Origin of the sequence: Streptomyces sp. SID5643, from assembly GCF_009872555.1 — a bacterium.
Lineage (GTDB): Bacteria > Actinomycetota > Actinomycetes > Streptomycetales > Streptomycetaceae > Streptomyces > Streptomyces iakyrus.
The window spans coordinates 1-1,027 of record NZ_WWIC01000318.1 but is presented as its reverse complement, the minus strand read 5'-3'; the positions used below and the strand labels follow the sequence as shown (position 1 = coordinate 1,027).

At 71.7% G+C, this 1,027-nt stretch carries 1 protein-coding gene; it reads right to left on the bottom strand.

Annotation, left to right across the window (positions count from 1 at the left end; translation table 11 throughout):
• Positions 1–1,027, bottom strand: a 1,027-nt coding sequence (locus GTY56_RS33955) for an AMP-binding protein (RefSeq protein ID WP_161369133.1), incomplete at both ends; no start/stop codon positions are given.

The following is a 1,027-nucleotide window of genomic DNA, read 5'->3' as shown; positions in this document are numbered from 1 at the left end:
CAGCGGCACGAGCACACTGGTCACGGTCAGGTCGAACGCGAGTGACGAGTGCAGGGGGGCGCCACCGGTCCCCTTCCCGTACGCGTCCGCCGCCCACGTCACATAGTTGGCCAGGCCTCCGTGGGTGACCGCCACGCCCTTCGGGCGTCCCGTCGAGCCCGAGGTGTAGATGACGTACGCCAGACCGTCCCGCTCCACCGCTACGCCGGGAGACGTCGCCGGAGCGGCCGCCAGCTGCGTCGCGGTCAGCGGATCGTCCAGCGCCACCAGGCGCCCACGGCCGGCGGGGAGTTCGTCGAGAATCTCCTCCGTCGTCAACGCCAGCACGGACCGGCTGTCACGGAGCATGAACGCGATCCGCTCCGCCGGGTAGTCCGGATCCACCGGCAGATAGCCGGCCCCGGCCTTCCACACACCCAGGATCGCCGCGACCATGTCCACGCCACGCGGCAGGCACAACCCCACGACCGATTCCGCACCCACCCCCTGGCTCACCAGGAACTGGGCGATCCGGTTCGCGCGCTCGTCGAGTTCCGCGTAGGACGTCTCGACGCCCTCGGCGACGACCGCCACCGCGTCCGGCGTCCGCGCCGCCTGGGCTTCGAACAGCCCCGGCACCAGTCCCGTCGGCAGCTCCCGTGCCGTGTCGTTCCACTCCACGAGTACCCGACGACGCTCAGCCTCGTCGAGGACCTGGATCTCGCTCAGTCTCAGCTGCGGGTCGGCGACGAGGAGCCCCAGGACCCGCACCCACCGCTCCGCGTAGCCTTCGACCGTCGTCACGTCGAACAGGTCGGCCGCCGCGGTCACCGCACCGCGCAGCCCTGCCGGCGCGCCCTGCGCGTCGAACACCTCTCCGACGGATACCTCGACGTCGAACTTCGCCACCGCTGCCCCGGCGGGTATTCCCCCCGCCCGGGCGCCCGGCAGGTCGAGGACGGCCTGGGCGTTGTTCTGAAGGTCGAGCTGCACCTGGAACAGCGGGTGGCGGGCCATCGACCGGCTCGGAGCCAGCTCCTCCACCAGC